The sequence below is a fragment of the Paenibacillus sp. NRS-1760 genome (assembly GCF_050467785.1).
Classification (GTDB): domain Bacteria; phylum Bacillota; class Bacilli; order Paenibacillales; family Paenibacillaceae; genus Pristimantibacillus.
Genome location: NZ_JBITPK010000011.1, coordinates 244,483 through 267,767 on the forward strand (window position 1 = coordinate 244,483; position 23,285 = coordinate 267,767).

Genomic DNA, 23,285 nt, shown 5'->3' on the forward strand with positions numbered 1-23,285 from the left:
AAACGGAAGTTGTAAATGTCCGCTTCTTTCCATTCTCTCACAATTATGGACGAGCTACAATGCTGTCTTCCAATCCTTTTAATAGTTTTTCTCCAATTCCCTTGACACGGAGTAAATCATTAACGGTCGCAAATTTGCCGTTTCTTTCTCTATCTTCAATAATTGCTTTTGCTTTGGACGGTCCGATTCCTTTCAAATCATCAAGTTCCGCCTCCGTTGCGCGGTTGATATCAAGCTTTGCTGCATCATCCATGCCCGCATTAGCAATCGGTGCTGCTGGTGCAGTGGATACAATCGTATCCTCCTTTAAAACAGCTTTCTCATCCGACTCATTTCGATGATCAACACCCGCAGCTGATGCTTCTTGCTCCTTTTCCGGGATCATTTCAGTATCCTTCTTGTTCTTTACGTCTTCTTCACCCGTATCTACTGTATCAATTGCAGCGACTGCAGATTTCACAGCATCGTTTAAAGGTACCCAATCACCTGTTTCCTTCTGCTTAGGCTCCATAAAAGCAGCGGCCAGCAATATAGCTGCAGCAAGTATTAAAATAGAAGCAAATAAAATAGCTTTGCTAGAAATCGTTCCAGTTAAAAGCTTCACTTCTTCACTCTCCTTTGAAAGCGACGAATTATTTGGTAATTAGTGACATATGAAACAAGTCCTGCGGAATAAGGTAAGAGAGCACACGAAATGAGTACGGCTATTGAAATTTTCACTCGGGATTTGTTCGCATATAACCATTCTCTACAAATTAAAGCAGGTTATGCGCGCGCCAAACCTATAGGAGGGTTCAGCATGAATGTCGGATTTATCGGGACGGGCACAATGGGAAGCCTGCTCATTGAAGCTTTGATCGCATCTGGTGCATTATCACCAAAACAAATTGCCGTCAGCAACCGCACCTTTGCAAAAGCGCAAGCCTTGGCCAACCGTTATTCCGGCATGAGAGCCGAATATACGAATGCTGCGGCTGCCTGCGGCTGCGATATTGTTTTTTTGTGCGTAAAGCCTTTGGAGTTCAAAAAAGTGGTCGATGATTTGAAGGCAACTATTCGACCAAATCAGATTGTCGTATCTATAACGAGTCCTGTCCTTATCTCTCATCTAGAAGGGGAACTCGATTGCAAGGTAGCTAAGGTTATTCCGAGCATTACAAATTATGTATGGAGCGGAGCATCGCTTTGTATTTATGGGGAAACGATTGATGAGAATGATATGGCTCAACTGGAGGACTTATTGTCCCATATTAGTCAGCCGCTGCGAATAGATGAGAATTACACACGCATCGTATCCGACATTTCAAGCTGCGGACCAGCTTTTATGTCTTTCCTGCTTGAGCAATTTGTGGATGCTGCGGTTGAAGAAACGGGTATAAGCCGTGATGAAGCGCTGCGTGTTGCAAGCGCCATGCTGCTCGGAACCGGCTTGCTGCTGACCGAAGGCGGCCTTACACCAGCAGAGGTGCAAGAGAGAGTTGCCGTCCCTGGCGGCATTACAGCCAAAGCGCTAAACCTGCTGCGCCGCGAGACAGAAGGAGTATTCAATCAACTCATCCGTACGACACATGCAAAGTTCGATGAAGATGTGGTCAAGGTTTCGACCGCCTTTATAGGCGAAGAGGTGAACGGTCAATAGCTGTTCTTCAGCTAATGCCCGCTCACCTCTTCTGTTTGTCTTAATTAGCAACGATATTGACTAGCTTGCCTTTTACCGCAATGACTTTACGGATTGTTTTGCCGGCAATCAGTTCTTGTACCTTCTCAAGTTCTTTCGCTATGCTTTCCATTTCAGCAACATCCATATCAGCTGCAATGGAGATGCGATCTGCGATTTTACCATTTACTTGTACGACGATCTCAACCTCTTGATCGACCGTCCAAGCTTCTTCGAACGTCGGGAAAGCTGCATACGTAAGCGAATCCGTGCGTCCCAGCTTCTCCCATAGCTCTTCCGCGATATGCGGCGCAATTGGAGAAATCAATTGAACGAATTGCTCCATTGCTGCTTGCGGAAGCACATCTGTTTTGTAGGCTTCGTTTACAAAAATCATGAGCTGGCTGATTACGGTGTTGAAGCGAAGTCCCTCATAATCATCCGTAATTTTTTTGATTGAACGATGCCATGTGCGCTTGAATGCATCACTCGTTTCGCCATTGCCGATTTTGGCATTCAAGCTGCCATCCTCGTTCACGAACAAACGCCATACACGGTTAAGGAAACGATATGTTCCTTCCACACCATTGGTATTCCAAGGTTTCGTTGCTTCAAGCGGACCCATAAACATTTCGTACATACGAAGCGTATCTGCGCCAAACTCGTTTACGATATCATCTGGATTGATAACATTTCCACGCGATTTGGACATTTTTTCGTTGTTGTTTCCAAGGATCATGCCTTGGTTGACAAGCTTATGGAACGGCTCCTTTGTATCTACAACGCCGATATCATAAAGCACCTTGTGCCAGAAACGAGCGTAAAGCAGATGCAGAACAGCGTGCTCAGCGCCACCGATGTAAAGGTCAACCGGCAGCCATTGCTTTTGCTTCTCTGGCGAACAAAGCTGTTTGTCGTTTTTAGGATCGATGAAGCGCAGGTAGTACCAGCAGCTGCCTGCCCATTGCGGCATCGTGTTCGTTTCACGGCGAGCCTTCATGCCCGTTTCAGGATCGATCGTGTTCACCCATTCCGTAACGCTGGCAAGCGGTGATTCCCCTGTTCCTGAAGGAGTAATAGCATCAACATCAGGCAGCAGAAGCGGAAGCTGATCCTCAGGAACAGTCTTCATCGTACCATCCTCCAAGTGAAGGATCGGAATCGGCTCACCCCAGTAGCGCTGGCGGCTGAACAACCAATCGCGCAGGCGGTAAGTGATTTTCCCTTTTCCTTTGCCCGATGCATCCAGATGCTCTATCATCTTCGCAATCGCTTCTTCATTCGTCAAACCGTTCAAGAAATCGGAATTGACATGAATGCCGTCGCCTGCATAAGCTTCCTTCGTAACATCTCCGCCTTGCACAACCTCAACGATCGGCAAATCAAATTGCTTTGCAAATTCCCAGTCGCGAGCGTCATGACCTGGAACAGCCATAATAGCACCCGTTCCATAACCAGCAAGAACATAATCTGCAATCCAGATTTGTGTTTTCACGCCATTAACGGGATTAATGGCATAAGCTCCTGTGAACACGCCTGACTTGTCTTTCGCCAAATCAGTACGCTCCAAATCACTCTTGCGCGATGCTGCCAGTTGATAAGCTTCAACTGCTTCTTTTTGCTCTGCCGTTACGATTTTTGCAACAAGCTCATGTTCAGGAGCGAGTACGCAATAAGTCGCGCCAAACAATGTATCTGGACGAGTCGTAAATACGACCAATGCGGAATCATGACCGTCAATCTCAAAGGTAACCTCAGCTCCTTTGGATTTTCCAATCCAGTTGCGCTGCATATCCTTAATGCTCTCTGTCCAGTCCAGTTCTTCCAAATCATCCAACAGACGATCCGCGTATTCCGTAATTTTCAAAATCCACTGACGCATAGGCTTGCGAACAACGGGATGATTGCCCCGCTCGCTTAGGCCGTTAATAACCTCTTCATTGGCAAGCACCGTTCCAAGAGCCTCACACCAGTTAACTGATACTTCAGCAACATAAGCGAGTCCTCTGTTGTACAATTGGATAAAAATCCATTGCGTCCATTTATAATATTCAGGATCGGTTGTACTAATCTCGCGATCCCAATCGTATGAGAAGCCAAGTGATTTTATTTGTCTGCGGAAATTATCGATGTTTACAAACGTAATATCGCGCGGATGCTTTCCTGTATCAAGCGCATGCTGCTCAGCAGGCAATCCGAACGCGTCCCAGCCCATTGGATGAAGGACATTATAACCTTTCATTCTTTTGTAGCGAGACACGATATCCGTCGCTGTATAACCTTCTGGATGTCCAACATGCAAGCCAGCTCCAGATGGATATGGAAACATATCTAATGCGTAAAACTTTGGTTTTTCAGCATCCTCTGTCGTTTGAAACGTTTTGTTTTTATCCCAAAATTGCTGCCATTTCGGCTCCACAACAAGCGGGTTATAGCCGTGAAATTGCTGTTCTTGACTCATGTGCTCATATCCTCTCTCAAATAAATGCTGCATGCATAATTGTACAAAAAAACATAAAACCTCTCGCCCCTAGCGAATTATCGCTAGGGACGAGAGGTTGTTCTCCCGTGGTACCACCCTAGTTAGCGAAAGACATGCTTTGCCGATCGCTCACTTGTCGCCCTTATCGCGGGCCAAACGGTGATTTTCGCGTAAACGATGTTTCGTAAACATCGCTTTCGTTAATCGCACAGCTCCAAGGCGAGCTTCATTTCGCTGCAGGTCCGGCTTCCACCATAAATCACCGGCTCTCTAGGCCTGACAAACGAAATTACTGTTCCTCTTCAACGCTCCATATGCATAAAATCGTTAGTTTCGATTATAAAGATCACACGGTTCGGTGTCAAGAGAACGAACTTGAACTTCAAGCGTATACTAATCAATTTGCACAACACATTTATTTTTCTTGTGCTCCTGATATGGTTTTATTCGCTCCAGCTCCGAAGCCTATATATCCAAAAATAACGGCAACGGCTACTAGCATCACTAATGAGACAGTCCAATTATTCGTCAAATCATGAATGAGTCCAAACAACAGCGGTCCGGCAGCGGCAAGCAGATAACCAAGAGACTGCGCCATCCCCGACAACTGAGCCGACTGCCTTGTGCTGCTTGTCCGCAGTACAAAAAACATAACCGCGAGACTAAAGCCGGAACCGCCGGCAATTCCGAGTAAGATCATACAAATCGGAATAAGATCCACATTCCCGCTAAGGAGCCCTAAATATCCTAGGAGCAGCAAGATCGTTGTAAGAATAACAAGCAGCCTTTGGCTTGCCTGCTTTCCCGCAATGACAGGGATAATAAAAGTCGCGGGCAAGCTGACAAATTGCAGCAGTGACAGCATCCATCCCGCATCAACGTGACTCATGCCGCGGTCAGACAAAATTTCAGGCAGCCATGATATGTTGACATAGAAACAAAATGATTGAAGACCCATAAATAATGCTACTTTCCAAGCTAAGCCAGAGCGCAGCAGACCACCGTTCTTCTCGCCATCCGTTGCTGCTTTGTTGTTGTCCTTCTTCGCAAACGAACGAAGTTGCGGTACCCAAGCAATCGTAGCAATTAGAGCGAGCAGTGCCCAGCAGGCCAGCATCCCTTGCCAGCCAAAGGAAATCTTCTCTGTAATGGGAATGCTGAATCCTGAAGCTAGAGCAGCGCCTAAATTCATCACGACCGAATATAAACCAGTCATTAGACCGACGGTGGCCGGAAAATCTCTTTTTATCATGCTCGGAAGCAGTACGTTTGCAACTGCAATCGCCATGCCCAGCAAGATCGTTCCAACAAATAAAGCGGCTATCGCCGGAAGGGATCGAATTACAATCGCGCCAGTTAGCACGACCATTGCAATAAATAATGTGTTTTCCATACTAATGCGCTGTGCAATTCGTGGCGCAAGCGGAGAAATAAGTGCAAATGCTAGCAGCGGCAAGGTCGTCAGCAGCTCAGTGAGCGCACTGGAGATGCCAAACGAACGCTGAATTTCAGATACGATTGGTCCAACCGCTGTTAGTGGCGCTCGCAAATTAGCGGCTATTAGCAATATGCCAAGAAGCAGCAGCCATGAGCTTGTTATTGCAATTGGCGCAGAAGATGTAGATGCTGATGATAAATTTGAATGGCTGATTTTCACGAAATAATCCTTCTTTCTCATGCTGATCAATCTAAGTTGTTTAGTTTCCCATATAAGCGCCTTAAACATTCAACAAAGCGCCTTATACGATTATTACAAATAACGAATAGCAGCTTTTATTTTTTTACTCGATACCAATACTCGTATTGCGGGACATACCCGATTTTATCGTACAGCCGATTAGCTGCTGCGTTATCTTTTACGACGAGCAGATAACCTTCAGTCGCTCCACGTCCCTTGCCCCATTGTAGAAGATGCAGCACTAGCTGCTCGCCAAAACCTTTATTTCGATAGTTAGGATCGGTCACAATATCATAAATACCAATCCAACCATCCTCAATCACCGCATAGCCGCATGCTACCGGTATTCCATTGTCGTGCAGGATTGCGCAGCATTTATCCAGCGGTGACTGTTCTATCATTTTGCGTGTAGTTGACCGCTGTTCATCCGTTAAACGACTAAAAACCGCAACCGCATCCAGCCAGTTCTCCGAAACTTCCTGTTCGAGCCAAATTTCAGCAGCCTTCGGGGATAGAGCGTCAGAAAGATGTATCGTCTTTACAATCGTCCGGTCGATAAGCTCATAACCGCGAGTCGCCAGTTCCTCATCAAGCGAGGTTGGCTGGACGAAGGGTGTTATTTTAAAAACAGAGCGTATTCCCTTGTGTTCATACAGTTCCTCGCAGGAGCTGATTTTTGCATCAAGCTGAAGCGTGCTGCCGTACACAGGATTAATCGAATTGGAACGTTTCGTATAACCTTCTGCAAAACGAAGCAGCCAGCCGTCGTAGACAACCGTTTGCAAAGCTGGCCAGCCATTCAAGCTCATTTCCTCTATGCGAAAATGCAACAGTCGTTTAATCTGCTCCATATGATGCTGATCATGCCATATAAAATCTTTTATATACTGACTCACTTCAAAGGCATGGCCGTCCGCATCTACATATTTAGCTTTGTATTGCTCATCTGCTAACTGTGCTATCGTGTCAATAATCCGCTCACGTATGCTTGCAGCTTCATGAACGAGCTCAGCGACCGAAGTTGACCTGCTGTATATTTTTGCTTGTTCGTTAAACTCATTATAATCCAGATGTTTAACCGTAAGCGGCAGGCCAGCTCGCACCTTTAAGATTGCTTCTTCATAAAAATAAATATCCCAACGTAAAATATGGGCTGTGACGTCTCGAACCGACCACTTTCCTGCGGCAATGCTCTGATTCCAAATACGTTCGTCGTAACGCGCCAAATCGGTTACAAACGTTATCCATTCTTTGAAGGTGTCCAGCAGCTGCATTTTCTCGACAACCATATGCAAATTCCACTCCCCTTAAACTGGCATAATCATCCAAGCTTCCATTTATCATAAAGGATGATTCATTAAGGAGAAAGATTTTTTTTCCATTTTTGAAATAAAAAAAGCCGCCTCATGAGCAGCTAATTGCGATTCTGATCCTCATAACATATCAAATCGTTCAAGCTGTTCCAGCTGATTTTCTCGCTTCAATATTTCACTCTGCATCGGTCCAAGCAAATCAAAATGCGGATACTCTGACCGCGCATGAATATAGCGAGGGTTAAGTCCGTTATCGAGGCACCAGCGCGATAGCTTCTCCATATCGGAGCAGCCTACCTTCGTTACTGTCTTCATGTCTGGAAACCTCGAATCCAGCCAGTAGTGCGTCAGAAATGCAATTTCTCCGCGGGCAACGGCTTCCTTCCATCGCTGCAACTCTTTTCTTTTTATGCCAAAGGCCACAGCACATCGCTCCTTTAACGTTGAACATTCCTTCCTGACTAGATATGGACTCTTTAAGTCAGGATGTTCTTGACTCTCCCTACTTGCCCATCAGCCAGTCTCACTTTAATGCCATGAGGGTGCTTAGGCGAATTCGTCAAAATATCTTTCACTACACCTCGTGTCAGCTTTCCAGTCCGTTGATCCTGCTTCAAAACAATGTCTACCGATAGGCCCGCTTTGATCGCGGAGCGCTCTGTTCCATTCATATTTACCATTCCTCTGCTGCTCTAATGTCGGCTTTTAGCATAGCATAAGCAAAGTAAAGATGCACATTATAAGGACAGCTGTTATACTTAACATCAAAAGATGTAAACGAAATGAGGAAATGTATTAATGTCTAACGCATTTAACGCTTTGGGTATAATTCCCAAGCTAAGCGAATTGCTTCACCATGATGGAATTATCGAGCCGACTCCGGTTCAAAAGCAAGCGATTCCACTTCTGCTCAACGGGCAGGATGTTATTGCACAAGCTCAGACGGGCACAGGCAAAACGATTGCGTTTGCTTTGCCTATTTTGCAACGTATTAATATAGAGAAAGAACAAGTCCAAGCTCTCATATTAACTCCAACGAGGGAACTTGCGATTCAAATTACGAGCGAGCTCAAAAAACTTGTTCCCGCTGTTGGCGTAAGCGTGCTTGCTGCCTATGGCGGCCAAGACGTTGATGCTCAGATTCGCAAGCTGCAGCGCTCGCCCCATATCGTGGTTGCAACACCTGGTCGTCTTATCGATCATATGAAACGTGAAACCGTCAGCCTAGGCAAACTGCAAATGCTTGTTCTCGATGAAGCGGATCAAATGCTTCACATGGGCTTCCTGCCAGATGTAGAAAGCATTATTTCACAAACGCCGAAAGCTCGTCAAACGATGTTGTTCTCAGCTACAATGCCTGATGCTATTCGCAAGCTGGCTGCTGATTATATGAAGACACCTGTCGATATTCGGGTACGCAGTACTAACGTCACACTCGACAGCATTACACAAATCGTCTATGAAACAACGGATAGAAGCAAGCAGCAAACTCTCGTGCATTTGCTTGAGCGTCATCAGCCGTATTTGGCCGTTATTTTTTGCCGGACTAAAGTTCGCGCGAAAAAATTAAACAAGGAACTCCAAGAGATCGGCATCGAATCGGATGAGCTGCACGGCGATCTTACGCAAGCGAAGCGTGAGCAAGTAATGAAGCGCTTCAGAGATGCAAGACTGCAGGTGCTCGTAGCCACTGACGTTGCTGCTCGCGGACTCGATGTTGAAGGGGTTACCCATGTTTACAACTACGACGTTCCACAAGACGGCGAGCTGTATATTCACCGTATTGGCAGAACAGGTCGCGCTGGGCAAGATGGCGCAGCCATTACACTCGCAACTCCTTATGACAAAAACCATTTGATTCTTATTGAACAAAGCATAAATGCTAAGCTTGCACGCCGTGCGATTGACAGCGAAGGCAACGAAACATCTGTACGCGCACAATCCGGCGATCGTCCAGAGAGAACACGCAGTGCAGCTGGCAAAAGCAGTACACGCGGCGGAAGCAGCAAGCCATCCGAGGGTGGACGCCGCGGCGGTCGTGACCGTTCTGCTCAAGGTGATCGCAATGCGAAGCCAGGCGGACGCAGAGGCCAACGCGAGACCGTTCGTCCTAATGCTGGCAAACGTACAGGCAGAACAGCTGAGATTCGCGGTCAAGCTTCCGAAGCAGCTGGCGAGAGCACAGGCTGGTCAGCCAACCGTGGGGACCGATTCGAATCCGCAAGCCCTGCTCGCGGTAATGACCGTTCCCAAAGCCGCAGCAGTTCCACTCGCGGCGGTGATCGTTCCGAAAGTCGCGGAAGTTCAGCTCGCGGTGGCGAACGCTCCGAGAGTCGTGGCGGCTCAGCTCGCGGTGGTGCAAGCCGCACCGGCGGCTTCGGCAGTCCTCGCGGCGCAGAGCATGTAGCAGGCCGTGCCTCGTCCAAGGTGGATAGCCCTTGGGAAGCAGCGCGCAGTGATTTCAAAGCGAAAACACTAAATGAGCACGAAAACGGCCGTGGAACAGGCAAGCGCGGCAAATCATCGTCAGGCGGACGCAGCGGCTCACCTGCCGGCGGTCGCGGCAACAGTCCGCGTGGTGGCGGAAGCTCTTCGAGCAAACCGCGCGGTGGCGGCGGACGCAATCGGTAAACAACTTTAAAAGAAAGAGCGGTCAACACAGGAACTTATTCCCAGTGCTGACCGCTCTTTCTTTTTCTATATCATTCCGTCAGGATCTTACTTCGTTAACCGTTAGATCATACTGATTATTATTGCTAGTCAATGCCGCCTCATAATATCCTCTGCCGCAGCTAGTAGAATTGCATTGGCATTTATACGCGCCGCTGCATCCGCAAACGTAAAATTTAGTTTTCGTAAATCCGGGATAAATATTAGTAAGCTTTTCATAAAAGGTATGAGCATGGTGAGTGAAAATAGCTATAACATTATTTCGCACTTTGGATGGAATCGCATTAAAAAAATGATTCGTTTCTTCCTGGCTTATAACATGTGTTGGATCTACTGTAATTCCGCTTACCTTCAGCGGCCAATGGCAATCAATAATATAATAATAGCTAGGGTCCAAATTTTTAAGCAGGCTTATGCTTGCAAAGCTGAATTTTCCAGGAACATTATCCAGCCATACATATTTCACATTACCGTTCGTACCAGGAAAATTCATCTGTCCAAAAACATTTCCTAAATACTTTACGAATATCCCAAAGAAAAAGGGCTGTTTCAAAAGTTTTCACTTTTGAAACAGCCCTCTTGTTTAATTAGCTCCAAGCGTGCTCATAAAGCGCTCTAGCCACGCCATCCTCGCTATTCGAAAGTGCAACTGCATTAGCTGCCAGCTTCACTTCCTCTGGAGAATTGCCCATTGCTATGCCCATGCCCGCAAATTGAAGCATCGTAATATCATTATGATAATTGCCGATTGCTAGAATTCGGTTGCGATCAATGCCTTTAATTGCTGCAAGCTGCTGCAACGCTTTTCCTTTATTGGCTTCATTATGATGCACATCGATAAAAAAGTCGCCGCTCCGAATCGAATGAAGCTGCTTAGGCCATCCCGACCATTCCGTTTGCACGACATCCATCTGATCCTTCGTTCCAAAAACTGTGAATTTCACAAGGCCGCTAGGCAAGCCCAGGCGGAAATCATGAATCGATGGTTTAGCTTGAAAATGACCATACATCGCTTCCACTTCCGGCGTCATGCTCTCGACCATCATTTCAAACGCAGTATTCAAATCAAAATGAATGCCATTCTCGCGGCAATATTGAATAAAACGCAATAAATGTTCAGGTACCATATCGAATTGGTGAACAACGGAATGGTCGTCCGCATTTATCGTTGCTGCGCCGTTATGAGTAATCACCGTCCCGCTAAGTCCAAGCTCTTTCAGCACAGGAAGAGCGCCTGATGGTCCTCTCCCAGTACATAATACGATTTGAGCTCCGCGATTGGCAGCCTCATGTACCGACTCACGAATAGCTTTCGTCAGCACATGATCATCTGTAAGCAGCGTCCCATCCACATCTAAAGCAATTAAGTCATAATTAAGGCTCATGTCTCCACTCCTATTCCAAGCTCTGTAAGTGCTCTCTCTATCTTTTAATTACATCAAACACCAGATACAAAGTCTAATCAGTTTTCCGTTTATGTGAGCGCAGAAGCTCTAGTTCTTCTTCCGTCAGCTCCCGATAGGAGCCCTCTTCAAGAGTTTCATCAAGCTTAAGCGGGCCCATCGATACTCTTTTCAAGTATACGACCTTTTTGCCGACAGCTTCAAACATTCTTTTCACTTGGTGGAACTTACCTTCCATAATGGTAAGGGAGATACTCGAAAATATTTCATCATCCCGTTGTTCACGACTCTTGATGTGTAACTCAGCCGGCATCGTAACATACCCGTCGTCTAATGCAACGCCAGCCAAAAAAAGCTGCTTGTCTTCTTCGCCAACATCGCCAAGAACCAATGCTTCATAGGTCTTCGCAACATGCTTGCGCGGAGACAACAGTTCATGAGCAAGCTGCCCATCATTCGTCAGCAGCAGCAAGCCAACCGTGTCTTTATCCAGTCGTCCGACTGGAAATGGATCTCGCTGCCGATCGGAGAGCTCAAGTAAATCGATTACCGTGCGTTCACGACTATCTTCTGTAGCAGAAATAACGCCCTGCGGCTTATTCAACATGAAATAAACGACATCACGATACACGACAGGTGCGCCGTCAAAATAAACCTTTGCTGTATCAGGGTCAACGATTAGTCCGCTGTCTTTCACTACTTTATCATCGACAACAACCATGCCGAGCTTCACAGCTCGTTTAATTTCGCTGCGCGTACCCAGTCCCATATGAGCGATTAGCTTGTCAATTCGAATACGTTTACTCATTCTACATCCATCTCCATCCTGCAGGCAGTTCATTTTTGATCATTCCTGCGGCATATTTCCCCCAGCCTATCGGGAAACCGTCTGTGCAAACTAATATATATCCTTTTGAGGCGGCGCCAGCATGCACCGTTAATTCCGATTCATCAACAAACAAGGTTTCCCCTTTGAGATATCGAATCGTCTGCTCATCAGACGAGCTCCAATTAACGGAGCGCACGGCTTCATCTCGCTTTAGCCCCATGGCTAGCGGGTGTGACGGTTCAAATCGACCTCGAATAGCTTCACCTACGTACCAGCCGGCTCTAACCACGCGCAAGCCATCGAGCGATGGCAGTTCGGCAGGCTGAATATATACGCGAGAACCAAAGGCTACTACACGCCCTGGCCAGCTTCGTGCATTTATTGCAAATTGTTCTGCATACTGGTTCCACAGCTCAATTGGACTTGCTTCTTCCGTGAGGTTCATCGCGGCTCCATCACGACCACTCCCTGCCCCTTTCTTGTTTGCAGGGCGCTCCAATCCAGCGCTCTCCCAATCATTTCTCGTTTGCCGTTTAGCTGCGCGGCGCTCATCCCTATGATCTTGTTTCTTTTCTTGTCTTTTCCCGCTGCTTGGCACGACTTCACGTTTTAAGCTTCCGCCAGCAGACTGGACGCTCTGGCGCTTTACAGAAGCAGCAACCGCCGGCTCTTCTTCCATGATGCTTGTCCGCTCCCCGCTGCGTCTAAGGACAGCCGCATAATGACCTTCACCCTCGATTAAATGCGGCCATAGCCTTACCGTTCCTTGAATGGATTGCAGACGCTCTTCATCAAGCTGCGCCATGCCTTCTGCTAAATCCGCTCTGCCTGCCCTCCAGCCATGCTGAGGAGAAATAGCTTCAACAAAAAAATCTTCATGCTCGGCTAAAAACTGAGCCATTTGCTGCTCGTTCTCCTCCGGCGAGAACGTGCATGTCGAATAGACCATTCTCCCCCCAGGTGCCAGCATCGCTGCGGCATGCTGCATAATATCGCGCTGCATTAAGGAGCATTTTTCAATCGAGTGCTTCTCCCATTCTGCGATCATTGAATCATCCTTGCGAAACATGCCCTCGCCGGAGCATGGTGCATCAATGAGAATACGATCGAACCATTGTGGAAAAACAGCGGCAATTGCTGCGGGCTCATCGTTAAGCACGACAGCATTGCGTACGCCGGCAAGCTCTATATTTTTGGCCAAAGCCTTTGTTCTTTCTCTAGCGTTATCATTCGTGACGAGCACTCCGCTTCCTTGCAGCTTCCCTGCAATTTGCGTCGATTTACCTCCTGGAGCCGCGCATAGATCAAGTACGCGTTGACCAGGCTGAACGTCCAGCAGTTCTACCGGAGCCATCGCACTCGGTTCTTGAATATAATAGAGCCCCGCATGATAGTGCGGATGTTTGCCTGGCCGTTCGCCCTCTTTGTAATACAAACCATCCGGTGCCCAAGGTATTTCACGCACCTCTTCGCCCATGTCAGATAGCTTTTTCCATTGCTCGACACCTAGCTTTAATCGATTGATTCGAAGACCGTATACTCTCGGTGCATCATACGAAGACATAAAGCTATCAAACTCATCACCAAGCAGCTTTTCCATTTTTTCTGTGAAATTACGCGGCAAATTGCCGTTCATGCTATTTCCTCCTGCCAAATAAATAGCCTCTCAGCATTCGCCGAGGCATTCGTACACAAAGCTTAAGGATTCATTATACAACGCACGGAATAATGAAGCGCCATTAAAATTGTTGAAAAGTTAGACAAGCTCCGAAACGCTATTCGTTATTCAAAAATTGGTCGCATTCCTTAGCCGATTAATGGAATATACTTCCTTGCGTCTTTTTGACCATCTCGCCCATCTAACCTATGTAGCCTTCATGAAGCAAACAGCAATTATCGTTTAACAATAATACACGGCGAAAAAGCCATAAGGAGATTATTCATATGAAAAAAATAGTAGTAGGTACAGTCGTAGCTTCAGTCATTGCCGGAGCAACCCTTATCGGGTTGATGACGAATTCGGTCAGCGATCGCAGCATCGTTCAAGCCAAGGAAAACGTAAACCAAATAACGCAGCAGCATGTGAAACAGCCCACTGCAAACATTAGCAACGACTCGTTCCGCAACATTGAAGCAGCCAAGCAAAGTTTAGTATTTGAAATTAATGGCGAAGCAAGCCTATTCGAAGGCACCTACCATTTCACAATCAAGCAAGGCGATAAAATCATCATGACTGATTTTGGAACTGCTTCTGTAGGTGGACCGGAATGGGGCAAAGTGAATCAGACCATTATCGTTCCGGTAAATAAGTTGTCACTCGACAACCCGCTCCATATCGAGCTATATGAAATTGATCAAGAGAGCGGCGAACAAGTTCGCAAAATCAACATGCCGCTAACGATGTACGCAAGCAGCAAAAAAGTCGATAACGAATCATTTCGCAACCTGATGATCACTCCTGTATCCGTCGATTATTCCTTAAAGGGCGAGACTTTCAGAGGCACCTATAATTATACCCTAAAACATGGCGAAAAAGTGCTTGCCTCAGGTTTTGGAACAGCCTCTATCGGCGCACCTGACTGGGGCAAGGTTCCGTATGATTGGAACCGTCTGGGAGAGCATAACCAGAGCACGACTATTACTCATAAGGAGGCCGACCGCCATTTCAATTGAAATTGAACTTGTAAAAAAAGCGATAGCCGGCGATGACGAAAGCTTCTCCAAGTTGATCGCGAGTCGGCAGGATCGGCTCTACCGAATCGCCTATACTTATGTTCGCAACAAGGACGATGCTCTCGAAATTGTACAAGAAACCATATATCGCGCCTTTATTTCTGTCAAAAAAGTGCGTGAGCCGCAATACTTTCATACGTGGCTAACAAAGATCGCCGTCAATTATGCGCTTGAATATATTCGAAAAGCGAAAAAAACAGTCTATATCGACAACGATTATGAGGCTGGTTACGCTCCTGAACGAACCGAAGAACAAATCGATCTGCATCAGGCACTCAACAGTCTTGACGAGAAGTCCAAAACGGTGATCATCCTTAGGTATTTTGAAGATTTGCCCTTAAAAGATGTTGCTGAAATTGTCGATATGCCGTTAAGCTCGGTGAAATCGATCGTCTACCGGGCTTTAGCAAAGCTGAATATTCATCTAAACGAGGGGGAAGACGATGAGTAACCGAATGGATTTATTTAAAAAAACATATAATGAAATCGATATTCCCGATCAGCTTGCTTCCATTGCCGATGCAGCTATTCAAAGAGGCAAAATCGAGCGCAAGCGCACGAAACAAGCAAACTCAATCCGCTGGGTGAAACGTGTAGTTGCTGGTGCAGCAGCCCTATTTATTCTTTTTACAATCAGCATTAATACGATACCCACTTTCGCTAGCAGCTTAGAAAAAATACCTGGACTTGGCCAACTCGTGCGTACTTTGCAATTTAACAAAGGAAGCGCAGGTGGCGGTACAATTACGGACTCCACTGCTATTAATGTCATTTCACTCGAGAAAAAAGGCGATCTTGAGCATATTGTCATTCATTTTCAGCAAAACAATAAAGATCAGCAAATGACGAATTCTTTTAGCGTAAACTATAGCCTATATCCTAATACGATGACTTTTTCAATTGGCGGTGTTAGACGCTTCTCAGCCGAGAAGGACTTAGCGGAGCTAAAGAAAAGCAGTTTAATCGCGGACGCATATCCATTAATTTCGCTCGACGACTCGCTGGTTCGCTTTAACATAACATTTAAGAACAATATAAGTTACGAGGTCAAGGAATATAAAGAACCGGCACAAGTAGTTCTTACGATAAAGCGGGACTCTGCAGAAACCGATCTTCCCACCGTTTATTCGCTTCGTACCGCTTCTTCCGCATTCGGAGAAACGCAAGGCATTTACGAAGAAATGTTAGCAGGCCTTGAAGGAGTACGAACGCTTAAAGATCAACAAGGGGGTTACTTTGTCGAAGCTGGATATTATAGCAGTGAAGAAGCCGCTATGGGAAAAATGCAGGAAATAGTTAAAACCTATGGCATCTCTGACCATTCGTTATACATTGAACAGAGAGAAGCCATGCAAGATCCCCAAGCAATTAACGCCAGATCAGACAACCAGTAATATCCAATATTTTATCCATCTATTTCCTTTCATTCTCTAAATCCGAATGTTGTATGACATTGATGTTCAAGCTCTTACATACCAATACGGATTTGTTATATAATATATTTAAGTAAGGACATGCTGTTCTTTCATAGCTTGTCCACTTAAACCTGTTTCGGAGGTAGTTGCTTACATGAAGAAGAAAAAGAAATTGAAAATGATTTACGTCTATATCGGTATCGTTGTTATTTTATTCGGTCTTATTACCGTTTTAAACAACAGTGGCAAGGTAAACGCCGTTTATGACAAGCCCCTCTCCGAGCTGAACCCAGAAACACGCAAGCTGCTTAATGATCCTAACTATCAGAATATCATTTTGCCTGCTGAATTAGACAAGAAAGTAGCCGATAAGGAAGATTTCTTCGTTTACCTATTCGCTTCTGATTGTCCGCATTGCCAAAGAACGACGCCACAGCTTATGCCGCTAGTTGATGAGCTAGGAATTGACCTTCCGCAATTCAACTTAAGAGAATTCCCAAGCTATTTCAACAAATATAATGTGGAATTTACGCCTACACTTGCTTATTTCAAAGATGGCGTTCAAATTGACAAGCTAGAGGGCGGACTTGCTGAAGAAGGAACTACCGGCTACAAACTAGATGATTTTAGAGCGTTTTTCAATAAATATTCGGGGGCTGAAACCAAATGATGAAGCGTCAGCGCCAAACGGCTGAGCAGATTACGGAGGAGCAAAAAAATTCACGCATTCGCAGCATCATGTATGCTTTGCTGCTCGCATTCGCTTTTATTACTTTGCTCACCGCATGCGGCTTAGCGAACGACGACAAGGCAGGCGCTGAGCATCAACACGGTTCAGAAACATGGCAAACAACAGCATCCTATGATGAGCTGCCTGGTTTTTTAGCGGACTATACGCCGCATACGAGCGAGCTATATAAAGGAGTCCATGCTCACGCAGACATTATGAGCGGGATCACTTGTTATTGCGGTTGCTCAGATGGGTTAGCAGTTGAAACCCCGCATGACTCGCTTCTGCGCTGCTACGTTGCCGAACATCCTGCGGACGAGGGCGCTGTCACATGGACCAATCACAGTACCAGCTGCGGCATTTGTAAGAAAGAGATGGAAGAAGTAATCGCCTTAAGCAAGCAAGGCAAGACCAAGGAAGAAATACGTGCAGCCATCGATAAGCTGTACAAACCAAAAAAATCAACAGATTAGTTAACGCTCATCTGCTGTATAAGTTGAAGAAGCTGTCCAGCTAGGTCTACTCCGACCTTTCTGGACAGCTTCTTTTTTTCAAGCATGTAATGCAACTAAGGCTTTATTTACTTATTCTTTCTTATTTGCTCCAATCAACGATTAATTTGGCCATTAATACGAGATCGAGAATATCAATGACCTTGTCGTTGTTCAAATCCCCAGATTTAACTGCATTCCAGTTGCTGTCGCCTTCCTTCGCACCATATGATTTTACGAGGATTGCTAAGTCAACGATGCTTACCTTCTCATCATTGTTGTAATCGCCAGGAATATTAATAACTTCAAGTGCATGCGAATCGCCGGCTATCGGTACTTCTTCCACACTGTCGGATAATACTGCTTTTTTCACTGTAATTTGAGTTGGGCCTGCCAAAGCTCCTGCCTTAGCTTGGAATGTGAGCTTCATCCAATCCCCATTCGCATTCGACTGTGCCTCATTCAAATGGACTGCGATTAATCTTACTTGTCCATCCTTATCCTTCGTTTCTGGGATCAAAAATTTAGTATCATCCATGGATACTGCTGAAACAAAGGTTAACTTGGAAGGATCGTACTCAATCGTAATGTCCTCTGCCATAACGGAACCCACAACGTTTTCTAGACCGTAAGTAAGCGCAATAGAACCACCTACTGTTACTTTCGTTTCACCTTTTAAGCTGGCTTTTTCCGTCTGCTTGTCCTTCACTGTACCTGTAAAATCAATTTCGCTCATGCTCGTAAAGGTGCCTGCTGCATTATAAGTGCTCTTTACAACAAATTTGATATATCTGCCGGAAATCGTTTTGTTAAGCGGTGTAAAGTCTTTATACGTACTGCCTGTCCACGATTTTCCAAAGGTGCCTGTCGCTTTATTGGCTTCATTCGCAAGGAACGCCGCGTCACTTAGATCTGACAAGCGATCAGAAGCGTATACCTCAAAGTCTTTCGGAAATTCCAGCGCAGTTTGATTCATTCTGCTTGTTCTTTGAATGCCGCTCAAGCTGTGGCTATTCTTTGAATCCATAATAACCCAGTGAGGGAAATCTGCCGCGGGAGCCTCCCATTTGGAGTGCCAAATAGTCGCCGAATCACCATCGAGAATATTTGATGCAAATGCATCTTCATTATCCGCATAAGAGCTGAATGATTCGATTGCAAATGCCGATTTCGATAGGAACTGATAAGTCACAGATTCCTTTGCCGCTTCCAAAGCGAGCATAAGATTCACATAAGCTTCATCGATTTCGTTTACTGGGCTTTCAGGAGTAAGCGCCGATGCACTACTTAAAGCAGACCGAAGCTCCATCATCTTGGCAGCGGAATAGGTGACGCCAACAACACTTTCACTGGCAGCATCAAAGGCCGAAGCATCAACCATCAACTTGTTAAGCTGCTCATACGTATAGGCTGGAATGATTTTGTAGGAATCGGATAACGCTTTGATCTCCGTTGCAGTGAGCGTCCGTTTCCAAATTTTCAAATCGTCCATCGTAACATTGGCACCGCCGTTCCCTTTGTTGCCATCCGCGCCAATAATCGTATTAAATGCTGTGTCTACACTGCTCGTGCCAAGTGCAGTCATTTCTTTAGAGGCCTTCTCCACCCCATCGACATACACTTTGCCAACTTGATTTGCTCGGTCGACGGTGACCGTGAGCAAATGCCATTCACTTCCTACACTACCCGCCGAAGTATCCATTCGGTTCGTGCCGTCTGCAATGTTTAACGTCATTGCATTGGCTACAGCAGGTCCGATATACCAACCGACGTTTTTGCCGCTGTTCCAGTTTTTATTCGAAATGACCGTCTGATCTCCAGATAAATTGCCTGTATGCCAGAACGATACCGTAAAGCTGCCACTGCCAAACTTCAGATCGCTGCGGCTGCCCAGATCAATATAATTCGCATTGCCTGCCGGAATGTAAGCTGCTTTATTCGATTTGCCCTGCACGTACGCAACGCTTCCTCGTGATACAGCCGAACCCGTCACGCCGCTCGCATCATCGTTTAAGTTGTCGTCAAACTTCATATCAACGACTAGGTCCTTCCACATCGTTTCAGGGTCAATCGGCGTAAGCTCAGGCAGCGTGCCTTCCGTACGGAATGTATGCTGGATCGCACTAGACTTGTTCCCGTAGCTGTCAACGGCATAAATGACCGCAGTATAGGTCGTTTGCGGATCAAGTCCGTCCAGTGGAATCGTCATCGCATTCGGAATCGGCGTAAAGAAATAGTCGGAGAACACATTAACCGATTTTGCGGTCGTACCCGTCCTTTTGTTCGTAAGCGTCAGCTCGTAATGATGCATGTTTTGGTCATCCTTCGCTTGATTGAAGCTCAGCTTAGGCGTGCCATCCAGACCCGTCACTTTCAGATCCGTCTCAGCAGGAAATTGTGGTGCTACTTTATTGCGATTTGCACTCGTATACTTGAAATTGCTTTTGATCTCTTGAATCGTGTTGCCTTTCAGTTCAATAACCCATTTCTCGCCAGCAATTGTACCGACGCTGTTGAATGGGGGAACCGGTGTCCAATCATCCATAATATCTGCCGGATCTGCATTAAAAGCAATTCTATCTACTTCAATCCGATCCGCATACACTTCAATAAAATCAGCCTGAGATACCGGAAATTCAAAGCGGCTGACCAGTCCTGCATTCGTTACAGCAGAGTAGCCATGCTCTGCTTCAATGTACGACATCGAGCCAAGATTCAGAGCCGTATAATCCTTCTGGAAAATAGAGCGTTCATCGCTGTTGGTCAGATGAGAGTGCCCCGACAACGTAATAACCTGCGGGTAACCCGCCAGATCACTGTTAAGGTTCGGATTGGACGCCTGCTGTCCATCCATTACCGTCCCTGTGATTGGCTGATGAATGCCTACAAAGATCGGCTTATTTTTGTTTAATGGATCAGCTGTAATTTCAGCCAGTCTGCCCTTAAGCCAATTGCGCTGGCCTGTATCCGAGTTGTAGTTGTTTCCGTTCAAGAAGAAAAAATAATAACCGCCGATTTGAGTTTCATAATAGCCGTTGGCTTGTGATGTGAACCAATCCGCTGGATAATGCTCATTCACTTTTGCAACTGTCGCGTCATGATTTCCCATTGCAACATGCATCTTTGTATTGGTCATATTTTTTCTAGCTAGATTCGCTTGGAAAATTTCCCTTACCATTTGATGATCGTTCGGTTTGTCTCCTCCGTTATCGTTGATCATATCACCCACAACCAGGATGGCATCAGGATTTGGGAAGATCGATGCGATAGTATCGAAATAGCTTTCATATCTTGGATCACCTGTCGTGCGTGAGCCTACATGAACGTCTGACATCGCTACAAATTGCAGCAGCGGCTTTTCACTTGTTTTAATCATGTAACCAAACGTTACCGCCTTGCTCGTCACGCCATCCTTTATCGCAATCGCGCTAAGGTTTGTGGTTTTGGCAATCGTGATCGGATTATTGTCAGCTTTTTTGCTTTTCTCGTTAGGCAGCGTTCCGTCAAGTGTGTAGTAAATGCCAGCATCACTTGTTTTAGAGCTTAATACAACCGCTATCGCAGCCTCGTAACGTCCTCCAGCAACAGATGCTTCAGGTGCTTGTACCGCACCATCAGCAGCGCTTGCTGATCGAATGAACCCTTGTGCATTGGAACATAAAACAGCCATAACTATGAAAACCGCTAAACTTCTCCTCCACTTAAAAAACAAATCAATCACTCCTTTTAATTTCTTGTTTCATGTGCATTATATATGTTTTGATTGGTTGCATTGTTAAACAGAAGTCATTTTCACGTTTGTTTATTGTAAATGATGGAATGGCGCCACCTCCCTTGGACAACAAAAAAAGACGACTTCTCACTCTATAATGGAGTGAAAGTCGTCTTCAATGTTCATTTTGCCTAACTATCCTAAATCCAATTCACATGGGTTTTACGCCTGCATTTATGCTAGCTTTGGTTTGCTTTCTTAGCTTTCCCAATAGCCGTTTGAATATCTAGCGAAAGCTGATTAAGCTCATGATAGTCCTCTTTTTCAAATTTCTCGTTAAATTTCATTTGAAATTGAGCAGCTTCTCGAACCCGATTATAAAAATATAAATCTTGTATGCCTTTAAGCACCTTCGAGACCACGTTGGACTGCTCCTCGAACTCGGTCTGCGCATCCAAAATCTCTTTGCGTATGCTGGTCATCTCTGTATCCAGCTGCGATGCGGCTTCAGCCGCTTTCTTCAACCGCTCACGCACATCCTCAGGCAAGCTTTCTTTAAACTTGTAGTTTAATGAATGCTCGATTGTCGCCCAAAAATTCATCGCTAACGTCCGTATTTGAATTTCAGCCAACACGATTTTGTATCCTAGTGCTGTTTGAACCGGATATTCTACAATCATATGGTAGCTTCGGTAGCCGCTGTCTTTGAAATTCGTAATATAATCCTTCTCATATACAAGGGAAAGATCTTTACGTGTACGAATCAAGCCAGCTACTCGGTGAATATCATCCACAAACTGGCACATAATGCGAATACCTGCAATGTCCTCTATACCCGTATCCAATTGATCCGAGGGGACTTTGAGACGCTTGGCCTTTTCCAAAATACTAGAAATTCGCTTAACCCGGCCGGTGACGAATTCTATCGGCGCGTAAGCTTCTCGTATCTTCAGTTCGACCCGCATCGTTTTAAATTTCACTTTAAGTTCTTCAACCGCTTGTTCATAAGGCTGTAAAAAAAGATTCCAGTCTCTACCGTCCATCCGGCCGCCTCCTGTTCTTAAACGTGATCTGCACCAACTGCTTCGGCAATATTGCGGTAGCCATCTTTGCGTAAACATTCCTTCAATCCACTCGTTAGCTCTCGCAGCACTCCAGGCCCTTTATAAATAAGCGCCGTGTAGATTTCCACAAGTGAAGCTCCCGCGCGGATTTTATCGTATGCGTCTTGTGCTGTAAAAATGCCGCCCGAGCCAATAATGGGCAGCTTGCCTCCTGTTTGGCGATATACCGCCCGAATGACCTCCGTTGAACGATCTCGCAGCGGCTTGCCGCTGAGCCCGCCCGCTTCGCCAGCATTCGAATGCTGAAGGCCTTGGCGCGATAATGTTGTGTTTGTTGCAATTATACCTGAAACTCCGCTTTCCATAATAGTCGCAACGGTAAGCTCCAGCTGTTCATCTGTCATGTCAGGCGCAATTTTGACGAGAACAGGTTTTGCTTTTGCTCCTGTTTTCGCCGCTTGCGTGTTTATTTCCTTTTTTACAGCGGCAAGCAAATTTCTCAGTTCTTCACCATGCTGCAAATCACGCAAATCCGGGGTGTTCGGAGAGCTGATATTGACGACAAAAAAGTCGCCGTATGTATACAATTCGCGTATGCAGGTCTGATAGTCCTCATGAGCAAGTTCATTTGGCGTTATCTTGTTTTTACCAATGTTAACCGCTATCGGGATTCTATTTATTTTGCGGCGTGACAGCTTCTCTGCCATTGCCGCTGTGCCATCATTGTTAAAGCCCATCCGATTAATAAGCGCTTCGTCTGATGGGAGGCGGAACAATCGCGGCTGCTCATTGCCGGCTTGTCCTTTTGGCGTTACCGTTCCTACCTCAGCAAAACCAAAACCTATGCTCGAGAAACCGTCCGCGGCTTTGCCGTTCTTATCAAGTCCAGCAGCAAGTCCGACAGGGTGCGGGAATTGCAGTCCGAATAGTTCTGTAGCAAGCTCAGGCGACTTTGCTACGCCATACATCGCATTCATCAGACCATTCAGTCCTGGAACTACACCGCCGGCTGCTAAGCCGTCAATCACAAGATGATGGGCCCTCTCAGGATCCATTCGAAAAAAAATAGGTTTTAAAATTGAAGAATAAATCAACTTACTCACTCCGA

20 protein-coding genes and 1 other annotated feature are annotated in these 23,285 nt (G+C 45.9%); of the genes, 7 read left to right on the forward strand and 13 right to left on the reverse strand.

Annotated features, from left to right (window positions below; genetic code table 11):
• Positions 1 to 43: 43 nt before the first annotated feature.
• The gene (locus ACIFSR_RS14975) at positions 44 to 604 is read right to left on the reverse strand and encodes a ComEA family DNA-binding protein (protein WP_430058014.1); all 561 of its coding nucleotides are present in this window, start codon (positions 602 to 604) and stop codon (positions 44 to 46) included.
• 195 nt (positions 605 to 799) lie between these two features.
• Between ACIFSR_RS14975 and comER the strand changes: the two genes are divergently transcribed.
• The gene (gene comER, locus ACIFSR_RS14980; RefSeq protein ID WP_339209683.1) at positions 800 to 1,639 is read left to right on the forward strand and encodes a late competence protein ComER; all 840 of its coding nucleotides are present in this window, start codon (positions 800 to 802) and stop codon (positions 1,637 to 1,639) included.
• Between the two features lie 40 nt (positions 1,640 to 1,679).
• On the opposite strand, the gene leuS is transcribed toward comER, so the two are convergent.
• The 5 genes from leuS to ACIFSR_RS15005 form a co-directional block, all read right to left on the reverse strand.
• A complete protein-coding gene (gene leuS, locus ACIFSR_RS14985; RefSeq protein ID WP_430058016.1) occupies positions 1,680 to 4,118 on the reverse strand; it encodes a leucine--tRNA ligase in 2,439 nt (812 codons plus the stop codon).
• A gap of 82 nt (positions 4,119 to 4,200) precedes the next feature.
• Positions 4,201 to 4,454, reverse strand: a binding site (T-box leader).
• Positions 4,455 to 4,554: 100 nt separating this feature from the next.
• On the reverse strand, positions 4,555 to 5,745 hold the full coding sequence (locus ACIFSR_RS14990) for a CynX/NimT family MFS transporter (protein WP_430058070.1): 1,191 nt from the start codon (positions 5,743 to 5,745) through the stop codon (positions 4,555 to 4,557).
• A gap of 167 nt (positions 5,746 to 5,912) precedes the next feature.
• Positions 5,913 to 7,106, reverse strand: a complete 1,194-nt coding sequence (locus ACIFSR_RS14995) for a GNAT family N-acetyltransferase (RefSeq protein ID WP_430058017.1) — start codon at positions 7,104 to 7,106, stop codon at positions 5,913 to 5,915.
• Positions 7,107 to 7,250: 144 nt separating this feature from the next.
• Complete coding sequence (locus ACIFSR_RS15000) at positions 7,251 to 7,553, reverse strand: hypothetical protein (RefSeq protein WP_339203500.1); 303 nt, start codon at positions 7,551 to 7,553, stop codon at positions 7,251 to 7,253.
• Positions 7,554 to 7,606: 53 nt separating this feature from the next.
• On the reverse strand, positions 7,607 to 7,801 hold the full coding sequence (locus ACIFSR_RS15005; RefSeq protein WP_076266853.1) for a YwbE family protein: 195 nt from the start codon (positions 7,799 to 7,801) through the stop codon (positions 7,607 to 7,609).
• Between the two features lie 127 nt (positions 7,802 to 7,928).
• Between ACIFSR_RS15005 and ACIFSR_RS15010 the strand changes: the two genes are divergently transcribed.
• The gene (locus tag ACIFSR_RS15010; RefSeq protein WP_339203503.1) at positions 7,929 to 9,761 is read left to right on the forward strand and encodes a DEAD/DEAH box helicase; all 1,833 of its coding nucleotides are present in this window, start codon (positions 7,929 to 7,931) and stop codon (positions 9,759 to 9,761) included.
• Between the two features lie 79 nt (positions 9,762 to 9,840).
• Here ACIFSR_RS15010 and ACIFSR_RS15015 read toward each other — a convergent pair whose 3' ends face one another.
• The 4 genes from ACIFSR_RS15015 to ACIFSR_RS15030 all read right to left on the reverse strand — a co-directional run bounded on the left by ACIFSR_RS15015 (position 9,841) and on the right by ACIFSR_RS15030 (position 13,668).
• Positions 9,841 to 10,293 (reverse strand): hypothetical protein, encoded by a 453-nt coding sequence (locus tag ACIFSR_RS15015; protein ID WP_339203505.1) that lies wholly within the window; start codon positions 10,291 to 10,293, stop codon positions 9,841 to 9,843.
• Positions 10,294 to 10,387: 94 nt separating this feature from the next.
• On the reverse strand, positions 10,388 to 11,185 hold the full coding sequence (locus tag ACIFSR_RS15020) for a Cof-type HAD-IIB family hydrolase (protein WP_430058019.1): 798 nt from the start codon (positions 11,183 to 11,185) through the stop codon (positions 10,388 to 10,390).
• Positions 11,186 to 11,258: 73 nt separating this feature from the next.
• The gene (locus tag ACIFSR_RS15025) at positions 11,259 to 12,011 is read right to left on the reverse strand and encodes a 16S rRNA pseudouridine(516) synthase (protein WP_339203509.1); all 753 of its coding nucleotides are present in this window, start codon (positions 12,009 to 12,011) and stop codon (positions 11,259 to 11,261) included.
• Between the two features lies 1 nt (position 12,012).
• Positions 12,013 to 13,668, reverse strand: coding sequence for an RsmB/NOP family class I SAM-dependent RNA methyltransferase (locus ACIFSR_RS15030; RefSeq protein WP_430058021.1), 1,656 nt, complete (start codon positions 13,666 to 13,668; stop codon positions 12,013 to 12,015).
• A gap of 308 nt (positions 13,669 to 13,976) precedes the next feature.
• Between ACIFSR_RS15030 and ACIFSR_RS15035 the strand changes: the two genes are divergently transcribed.
• From ACIFSR_RS15035 to ACIFSR_RS15055, 5 genes are all read left to right on the forward strand, one after another.
• A complete protein-coding gene (locus tag ACIFSR_RS15035; RefSeq protein WP_430058023.1) occupies positions 13,977 to 14,705 on the forward strand; it encodes a Gmad2 immunoglobulin-like domain-containing protein in 729 nt (242 codons plus the stop codon).
• Positions 14,629 to 15,216: a sigma-70 family RNA polymerase sigma factor gene (locus ACIFSR_RS15040; RefSeq protein ID WP_430058025.1), complete on the forward strand. Its 588-nt coding sequence runs from the start codon at positions 14,629 to 14,631 to the stop codon at positions 15,214 to 15,216. Before ACIFSR_RS15035 ends, ACIFSR_RS15040 begins: the two co-directional genes overlap by 77 nt.
• Entirely contained in the window at positions 15,209 to 16,159 is a 951-nt protein-coding gene (locus ACIFSR_RS15045) for a DUF4179 domain-containing protein (protein WP_430058026.1), read from the forward strand. Before ACIFSR_RS15040 ends, ACIFSR_RS15045 begins: the two co-directional genes overlap by 8 nt.
• 175 nt (positions 16,160 to 16,334) lie before the next feature.
• Positions 16,335 to 16,850 carry a thioredoxin family protein gene (locus ACIFSR_RS15050; protein ID WP_076266845.1) on the forward strand — a complete coding sequence of 172 codons (516 nt, stop codon included), beginning with the start codon at positions 16,335 to 16,337 and terminating at the stop codon, positions 16,848 to 16,850.
• Positions 16,847 to 17,383, forward strand: coding sequence for a PCYCGC motif-containing (lipo)protein (locus ACIFSR_RS15055; RefSeq protein WP_339203518.1), 537 nt, complete (start codon positions 16,847 to 16,849; stop codon positions 17,381 to 17,383). Before ACIFSR_RS15050 ends, ACIFSR_RS15055 begins: the two co-directional genes overlap by 4 nt.
• Positions 17,384 to 17,504: 121 nt before the next feature.
• On the opposite strand, the gene ACIFSR_RS15060 is transcribed toward ACIFSR_RS15055, so the two are convergent.
• From ACIFSR_RS15060 to ACIFSR_RS15070, 3 genes are all read right to left on the reverse strand, one after another.
• Positions 17,505 to 21,113: a LamG-like jellyroll fold domain-containing protein gene (locus ACIFSR_RS15060; RefSeq protein ID WP_430058028.1), complete on the reverse strand. Its 3,609-nt coding sequence runs from the start codon at positions 21,111 to 21,113 to the stop codon at positions 17,505 to 17,507.
• A 239-nt stretch (positions 21,114 to 21,352) separates the two neighbouring features.
• Positions 21,353 to 22,156, reverse strand: a complete 804-nt coding sequence (locus ACIFSR_RS15065; protein ID WP_076266843.1) for a GTP pyrophosphokinase — start codon at positions 22,154 to 22,156, stop codon at positions 21,353 to 21,355.
• Positions 22,157 to 22,173: 17 nt separating this feature from the next.
• Positions 22,174 to 23,271: a quinone-dependent dihydroorotate dehydrogenase gene (locus ACIFSR_RS15070; RefSeq protein WP_339209684.1), complete on the reverse strand. Its 1,098-nt coding sequence runs from the start codon at positions 23,269 to 23,271 to the stop codon at positions 22,174 to 22,176.
• Positions 23,272 to 23,285: the final 14 nt, after the last annotated feature.

Bases quoted from the DNA above. Each gene is read 5' to 3' on its own strand.
- comER (WP_339209683.1), top strand. From the start codon at position 800: ATGAATGTCGGATTTATCGGGACGGGCACAATGGGAAGCCTGCTCATT.
- leuS (WP_430058016.1), bottom strand. From the start codon at position 4,118: ATGAGTCAAGAACAGCAATTTCACGGCTATAACCCGCTTGTTGTGGAG.
- ACIFSR_RS14995 (WP_430058017.1), bottom strand. From the start codon at position 7,106: ATGGTTGTCGAGAAAATGCAGCTGCTGGACACCTTCAAAGAATGGATA.
- ACIFSR_RS15005 (WP_076266853.1), bottom strand. From the start codon at position 7,801: ATGAATGGAACAGAGCGCTCCGCGATCAAAGCGGGCCTATCGGTAGAC.
- ACIFSR_RS15010 (WP_339203503.1), top strand. From the start codon at position 7,929: ATGTCTAACGCATTTAACGCTTTGGGTATAATTCCCAAGCTAAGCGAA.
- ACIFSR_RS15015 (WP_339203505.1), bottom strand. From the start codon at position 10,293: ATGAATTTTCCTGGTACGAACGGTAATGTGAAATATGTATGGCTGGAT.
- ACIFSR_RS15020 (WP_430058019.1), bottom strand. From the start codon at position 11,185: ATGAGCCTTAATTATGACTTAATTGCTTTAGATGTGGATGGGACGCTG.
- ACIFSR_RS15025 (WP_339203509.1), bottom strand. From the start codon at position 12,011: ATGAGTAAACGTATTCGAATTGACAAGCTAATCGCTCATATGGGACTG.
- ACIFSR_RS15030 (WP_430058021.1), bottom strand. From the start codon at position 13,668: ATGAACGGCAATTTGCCGCGTAATTTCACAGAAAAAATGGAAAAGCTG.
- ACIFSR_RS15035 (WP_430058023.1), top strand. From the start codon at position 13,977: ATGAAAAAAATAGTAGTAGGTACAGTCGTAGCTTCAGTCATTGCCGGA.
- ACIFSR_RS15040 (WP_430058025.1), top strand. From the start codon at position 14,629: ATGATTGGAACCGTCTGGGAGAGCATAACCAGAGCACGACTATTACTC.
- ACIFSR_RS15045 (WP_430058026.1), top strand. From the start codon at position 15,209: ATGAGTAACCGAATGGATTTATTTAAAAAAACATATAATGAAATCGAT.
- ACIFSR_RS15050 (WP_076266845.1), top strand. From the start codon at position 16,335: ATGAAGAAGAAAAAGAAATTGAAAATGATTTACGTCTATATCGGTATC.
- ACIFSR_RS15055 (WP_339203518.1), top strand. From the start codon at position 16,847: ATGATGAAGCGTCAGCGCCAAACGGCTGAGCAGATTACGGAGGAGCAA.
- ACIFSR_RS15065 (WP_076266843.1), bottom strand. From the start codon at position 22,156: ATGGACGGTAGAGACTGGAATCTTTTTTTACAGCCTTATGAACAAGCG.